A 7,041-nucleotide genomic window follows, 5' to 3' on the forward strand; every position below is an offset into this window, starting at 1 on the left:
ATACCTGTTTCTACAGGCGGTTTAATTTTGGGTTATTCTCCGGTCACACACCCGAATTGCCCCACCAACCGAAAATGTGTTTGCTGCGCATCGGTCCCCAATGTAATCTTCCTTCTGCGTCATGTTATCCGCAGAATGTATGGTCCGTATCGACGAACGGCATCCCGTTGGAGGCGCAGTTGGAGAACGCAGCCAACGGTACTTACCACGGCTACCCGATGCCGGAGGATGACGCATTTCGCGAGATTGTGATTTCCAAATGGGGGGCAACCCATGAGTGACAAATTGCGCCTTGAGTTCGATTGGCTCAGCCTGGACGTAGGAAGCGAGATCGACCGGGCATTCGCCGCTTCCTTGGGCGTGGCCGTGGGCGAGGAGTACCTTACGCGGAACGATGATTTGGCGGGCAGGACGGTGCGCAACCAGATTCGGAGCTGCGCTTGGCACCTTGCGGCCTGGCTCGCAGCGAACTGGTGGCGGCTGCGGTGGGAACCTGAAATACCGGTGTGGTGGAAGGATGCCGACTGGCGCATGGCCCATAGCATGGGTAGCGCCGGGGGCGGATTTGTGTGGCCGAACGCGGTCTTTGCCAGTGACGGTGGCTCGCTAGAAATTGCCATGCGGCCCAAGAGCAAGAGCGTTCCCTATGAGCCCATCCGCTACCTCAACCATGTCCATGCCCGTATTGATGCCGCGGAATTTGAGCAGCGTATAGATGAGTTCATGGAAGGCGTGCTGTCGCGACTCGATTCGCTGGGTGTAAGGGATAAGAGGCTGGCTCAGTTGTGGAAGGAAATTTTGGCTGAGCGGCACGATCCGGATGCTTACGAGCGCCGCAAACTCGAAGCGATGGCGGGTTATGATCCCGACGAGGCACCTGATGAATTGCTAAAGCAACTTCTGGAAGACAAGGAGCAACTCGGCAAACGTGCGCTCGAAGAGGTGGCCACCGAGGCACGGCATGCGACTGGCGACGCTTTGCAGCCGATCCGGGAGCTTGGCAGATCGCGCAAGCCTAAAACAGGCGGTTTTTGCGTTTCCTTGCCAGATCTGGATAAATCAGTGTTGGCTCAAGTTGATGGCGACCGGCCTTGGCAGAGGGGGAACAAACTCGCACGCCTCGTGAGGCACGCGTGGGGCTTTGCCAAGAAGCCGATGAAGAACAAAACATTAGCAGACCTCTTGGCCACCAAACCTGCCATATTTACAGATGGGGCCACTGTGGGAACGCAAATGCCCTTTGGTTTGCGAACGGATGGAAATGCGGCGTGCCATATCTACTTTGATCGTCCGACCACTACCACCCGGCGCTTTGCCGCCAGCCGGTTGATTGGAGACCACCTCTATTTTGCCAGTCAAGAAAGACTCCTCCCGGCCACTCGTGCCAAGACCTCGCGCCAAAAATTTCAACGGGCATTTGCCCAGGAGTTTTTGTGCCCCGTCGATGCGCTATTGGAGAAAATCCAAACGACGCAGCCAGATGAATACGACATAACTGAGGCCGCAGATCACTTTCATGTGTCGCCTCTGATGATTCGAACAACTCTGGTTAACAAAGGGGAACTGGAGCGCGAGGCGCTTGCGTGGCGGGACTGATTACCTGATGGTCGGCTTTGCCCTCAATAACTGATCACTGGTCACTGACAACTGGTCCCATCAGCCTTACCCCGTCCATCCTGTAAATCCTGTCTTGTCACGGTCCTCTTTGCCTGTCGGGACCTGCCATTCTATCTTCTGGCTTCCAGCTCCTATCTTCTTTCTTGGTTCTCATCGCCAAAAACTTCTGGATTGTAACTGGGGGGAACTTGCGGCAGGCTCTGGTCCATGCCGCACGGTCAAAATGAAGCCTTTTCACGGGTGCTGATTGATAAGGCGTTGGAGTTCAGCGGGTGGAACCTGCTTAACCCCAAAGAAGTGCGTTTTGAGTTGTCGGGTTCCAGTGGCCGGGCGGATTACGTGTTGAGCGGCCAGCGTGGACCGTTGGGCGTGCTGGAAGCCAAGAAGGAAGGGGTTGACCCCTACGATGCCAAGGAACAGGCACGCGGCTACGCGGAGAATCTGAAAGCCCCATTCGTCATCCTCTCGAATGGACGCGAACATTGGTTCTGGAATTACACCCGCAAAGATCAGGATGCCTACCGGATTGAACGATTGCCATCCCCGGATGACTTGGAACGGCTGCGGTTTAAAAACCTTCAACCGCCCCGGCCTTTGCTGAGCGAGGTCATCACGCCCGATTGGCTTAAGCTGTTTCGATCCGATTTGAAGATTCGCCGGTATCAGATCAAGGCCATTGAAACCCTCTGCGCCCTTTACGATGACAAACGGCTCCGCAAGTTCCTGTTGGAAATGGCCACGGGCACGGGAAAGACCCTGCTTTGTGCGGCGCTGATTCGCCTTTTCCTCATCACCCGCAATGCCGAGCGGGTCTTGTTCATTGTTGACCGCATCGAACTGGCGAAGCAAACCCTTGAAGATTTCAATGTCATCCTGGCTGAATTCAAACCGGTGCTCTACAAAACCGCCCGCCGCAAACCGGGTGAGTTGTTGGGTTCCTGCGTGGTGGTGGCGACCCTTCAATCCCTGATGGTGGACCGTCGTTACCGCGAAGAATTCACCCCGTTCCATTTCGATCTCGTGGTGAATGATGAAGCCCACCGTTCCATTTACGGCGATGCCCGTGAAGTGGTGCAGTTCCTTCAGGCCACCCGCGTTGGCTTGACCGCCACGCCGAAGGCGTACCTGCGAAACATCAACTTGGAACAACTCCAGCAGGAGAACCCCAAAGCGGCCGAGGCGCGACTGCTCCGCGATACCTACAATTATTTCGGCTGCAAACCCGGCTTCCCGACGTTCCGCTATGACATCATTGATGCGGTCAAAGATCCGGAAGGGCCGTTTCTCTGCCTTCCCAAAATCTTCGACCTGCGCTCGGACATCACTACCAAGGCGCTGGATGAATCCGGTTGGGCGGTGGTCGTCAACGAGCAGGAGGAGAGTTTCAAAATTCAGGACTTGGAGCGGAAGATTTTCACCCCGGCGCGCAATCGGCTCATGTGCGAAGCGTTCCTGAAGCACGCTCAGAAAGACCCCAGCGCCAAACTGGGCAAGTCCATCGTGTTTGCGGTGAACCAGACCCACGCCACGGCGCTGACCAAAATCTTCAATGACCTCCAACCCGGCATTGCCATTACCATTACCAGCCGCGTTCAGGATGCCTCCTCCATCGCCAAGGAGTTCCGTGACGGGAAACGCCCCGAGCGCATCGCCGTCTCGGTGGACATGTTGAGCACGGGTTACAACTGCCGCGACCTGCTCAATATCGGATTGATGCGGCCCATATTCTCTCCCACCGAGTACATCCAAATCAAAGGACGCGGCACGCGGCTATACACCTTCCGTATCGGCAACACCGAATACGAAAAGAAGAATTTCTTCCTGCTCGATTTCTGCGCCGTCGCGGAATATTTCGAGGACCAATACGACTACTCCTTACCGTTGCCGTTGCCTCGGGACAAAAAGAGCAAACCCGAACCGTATCCGCCGGCCAGGGAAGATGGTTATCTCATGCATGAGCCGGAGCCGGGTGGGACAAAACCGGCCTCCCCACCACCACCGAGGGAAATCCCCACTTGGGAAGGCACGGATATTTTGGTGAGCGAAGAAATCCGGGTGGTTGGGCCGAACGGTGAAAAGGTGGACGTGATGACGTTCCGTGGCTCATACGAAAAAGACATCCGGGAATTTGTCGAGCAAACGCCGGAGTTGAAAGAGGCGGTGGAAGCCGAGGATGACGATACCGTTGAAACCATCGTCAACGAGCGGTTCTACCACCGTCCGGAAATGTACTATTCGCCGGATAAACTGGTGGTCACCTATGGCGTGCCCGCGCCGACGCCTGCGTTCGTTTACAACGCCGTCGGCAAACGGCCGCTGCCCACCCGCGAAACGATTGTCACCGACACCGTGGATTCCATCGCCGCCCGGTTCAACTTGCGCTATACGGAACAGAAATGGCTGAATGCCACCGCCCAACTGCTCGCCGAAGACCCCACCGCCTTGCAACGGTTCATGTCCGGTGACATGACCATATTCATGGCCACCCAGTTCAACCAACTGGGCGGCATCTCGGCGTTGTCACGCTTTGATGAGCGGGAACAGGTGTTTGACGCCTTGCGCCAGTCCACCTTGGCCCGCCAATCCATGCTGGCGGCGCAATACCAATAACGTTTACCTCATGCCTTTACCCACCAAGCCATCGGACTCGCCGGCCCAACCCGACCTTTCCCTCCAGTCCAACTTCTTTTCCTCCGGCCTGCGCCAAAAGGTGGACCAGTTGATGGACATCCTGTGGGCGGGCGGGGTGAACAACCCGATGGATTCCATCGAGCAATGCTCGTATCTGTTGTTTCTCCGCCTGCTGAGCGAGAAAGACGAGGTCCTGGCCAGCCTCGATAAAAAGTATCAGCGGATTTTTTCCGGCGAATGGTCCCGCTACGCCTGGGGCAACTTCGTTACGCTCACGGGCGACAGCCTGTTTGACGCCGTCCGGGATGCGATTGAACATCTGCACGAACTGCCGGGCCTCACCCCCACCGGCAAACTCCTGTTCAGCCGGGCCACGCTCAAGATTTATGACCGGCCCACCCTCCGCGCCGTCATTCAGGCCATCCAGGAAATGGATCTGGCCGCGCATGAAGGCCAGGATTTCAAGGGGGACATGTATGAATATCTCCTGGGCAAATTGTCGGCGTCCGGCACCAATGGCCAATTCCGCAGTCCCCGCCACATCATTGCCATGATGGTGGCGCTGGTGAATCCGCAGCCGGGCCAGCGGATTTGCGACCCGGCGTGCGGCACGGTGGGCTTTCTCATCGCCGCGTTCCTGCACATCCTGCGGCAATTCACCAAGCTGGCCGATTTGCGGCGGGGCATTGTGGATGGCTCGCTGCTCAAACCGGCGCAATGGAAGTTTCTGGAGGAACAGGCGTTCACAGGTTTCGACAACGACGCCAACATGGTGAAGATCGGCATCCTCAATCTGTACCTGCACCAATTGGAACGGGCCCGGATCGAGCATTTCAATCCGCTCACCACCGGGTTTGGGGGCGTGTATCCCGGCAAGCTGTTCGATGTCATCCTCGCCAACCCGCCCTTTTCGGGCAAGGTGCAGGATGAAAGCATTCTGGCCGACCTGAATTACAAACTGAACACCCGCGCCACCGAGCTGCTCTTCCTGAAATGGATCATTGACCACCTTGCCCCCAATGGCCGGGCCGGGGTCATCATCCCGAATGGCGTGCTGTTTGGCTCCACCAACGCGGCCACCGCATTGCGTGAACTGCTGCTGACCGAATGCGAACTGCAAGCCGTGATCAGCCTGCCCAGCGGCGTATTCAAGCCGTACGCGGGCGTGGCGACGGCGGCCTTGATTTTCCAAAAGGGCAAGCCGACGCAGAACGTTTGGTTTTACGACATCACCGCGGATGGCTTCAGCCTCGACGACAAACGCACACCCATTGAGGCCAATGACATTCCCGACGTGCTGGCCAAGTGGCCCAACCGTGAGGAAGGCCCGAACAGTTACCAGGTGCCGATTGAGAAGATCAAAGCGAACGAGTGGAGCTTGGCGGCGGGCCGGTACAAACCGGTGACCACCGAAGCCGTGAACCATGATGCACCGGCGGATATTCTTGGCGATGTGCTCAAACTGGAAAACGAAATCATCAAGCGTGGCAATGTGTTGCTGAAAGAAATCAGCGGGAAGAAATGAAACGCTGGCCGATAAAACAGTTAGGTGAGTTTGTGGAAGAGCAAACCGAACGGTTGCGTGAGCAGAGCACGACAATTTACTCAGTGACTAATGAGCGTGGGTTTGTTCCTTCGCTCGACCTTTTCGATAAACAAGTTTTCAGTGCAGATACAGGCAACTATAAGTGCGTTGGTTTTCATGACCTTGCCTACAATCCATCACGAATCAATGTTGGGTCAGTCGCGATGCTTGAAGATAAAAATGGCGGTGCGGTCAGTCCGATGTATGTCATCTTGCGCTGCAATTCCGACCTCCTGCCTCGCTACTTGCTTCACTTTCTAAAGTCAGATACAGGTCTGCATCAAATAAAACAAAGGTGTGAAGGTGCGGTTCGTTTCCAACTCAAATTCCGTGACCTTTGCGCTATTCCAATTCTTGCCCCGCCGTTGGCCGAGCAGGAACGGATTGTGAAGCTGCTGGACGAAGCGGACGCGTTGCGAAAGTTGCGTGCCCAAGCCGACCGCCGCACCGCCCAACTCATTCCCGTCCTTTTCCATGAGATGTTTGGCGACCCGGTCTCTAATTCACGTAATTGGAAACGGTTGAGTTTTTACGAGCTGTTGGACAACATTGATGGTGGTTGGAGTCCAACCTGCCACGATGAACCAGCCCAACCTGATGGTTGGGGTGTTTTAAAACTTGGTGCTGTAACGACCTGCAATTACATTCAGACCGAGAACAAGGCTTTACCTGCGAATTTTTCGCCACGTCCTGAATTGGAAGTCAAAACAGGCGACTTACTTTTTACGAGAAAGAACACCTATGAGCTGGTCGCCGCATGTGCTTTCGTATCTGGAACTCGACCGAAACTTATGCTTTCGGACCTGATTTTTCGATTCAAGCTAAAGGACAATGTCGAAATTGATCCGTTATACCTTTGGGGATTATTAACCGTTCCGAGTAAACGCAAACAAGTCCAGTCATTTGCAAATGGCTCAGCTGGCTCCATGCCGAACATTTCTAAGGCACAATTGAGAAAAGTTCCAATAGAAGTGCCGCCTTTATCATTGCAAAAAGAATTCGCCAAGCGCGTGACGGAAATCCGCGAGATGGAAGCGGCGCAATCGGCCAGCCGCCGCCGGATGGAAGATTTGTTCCAAGCCATGTTACACCGTGCGTTTAATGGAGAACTGTAGGTAAGGCTGGCCGCCCATTTGGCAAAGTTACCCGCCCGTTTGGCAAAGTTACCCGCCCGTTTGGCAAAGTTACCCGCCCGTTTGGCAAAGTTA

At 55.4% G+C, this 7,041-nt stretch carries 4 protein-coding genes; all 4 read left to right on the top strand.

Annotated elements, in window-relative coordinates:
• Positions 1–273 precede the first annotated feature (273 nt).
• The 4 genes from WCO56_28025 to WCO56_28040 all read left to right on the top strand — a co-directional run bounded on the left by WCO56_28025 (position 274) and on the right by WCO56_28040 (position 6,948).
• On the top strand, positions 274–1,596 hold the full coding sequence (locus WCO56_28025; protein ID MEI7733451.1) for a hypothetical protein: 1,323 nt from the start codon (positions 274–276) through the stop codon (positions 1,594–1,596).
• Positions 1,597–1,824: 228 nt separating this feature from the next.
• Positions 1,825–4,227 (top strand): DEAD/DEAH box helicase family protein, encoded by a 2,403-nt coding sequence (locus tag WCO56_28030; GenBank protein ID MEI7733452.1) that lies wholly within the window; start codon positions 1,825–1,827, stop codon positions 4,225–4,227.
• Between the two features lie 10 nt (positions 4,228–4,237).
• Positions 4,238–5,773 (top strand): class I SAM-dependent DNA methyltransferase, encoded by a 1,536-nt coding sequence (locus WCO56_28035; protein ID MEI7733453.1) that lies wholly within the window; start codon positions 4,238–4,240, stop codon positions 5,771–5,773.
• The gene (locus WCO56_28040; GenBank protein MEI7733454.1) at positions 5,770–6,948 is read left to right on the top strand and encodes a restriction endonuclease subunit S; all 1,179 of its coding nucleotides are present in this window, start codon (positions 5,770–5,772) and stop codon (positions 6,946–6,948) included. The genes WCO56_28035 and WCO56_28040 overlap by 4 nt, the downstream gene beginning before the upstream one ends.
• Positions 6,949–7,041: the final 93 nt, after the last annotated feature.

Source organism: Verrucomicrobiota bacterium (genome assembly GCA_037139415.1).
GTDB lineage: Bacteria > Verrucomicrobiota > Verrucomicrobiia > Limisphaerales > Fontisphaeraceae > JBAXGN01.

Bases quoted from the DNA above. Each gene is read 5' to 3' on its own strand.
- WCO56_28025 (MEI7733451.1), top strand. From the start codon at position 274: ATGAGTGACAAATTGCGCCTTGAGTTCGATTGGCTCAGCCTGGACGTA.
- WCO56_28030 (MEI7733452.1), top strand. From the start codon at position 1,825: ATGCCGCACGGTCAAAATGAAGCCTTTTCACGGGTGCTGATTGATAAG.
- WCO56_28035 (MEI7733453.1), top strand. From the start codon at position 4,238: ATGCCTTTACCCACCAAGCCATCGGACTCGCCGGCCCAACCCGACCTT.
- WCO56_28040 (MEI7733454.1), top strand. From the start codon at position 5,770: ATGAAACGCTGGCCGATAAAACAGTTAGGTGAGTTTGTGGAAGAGCAA.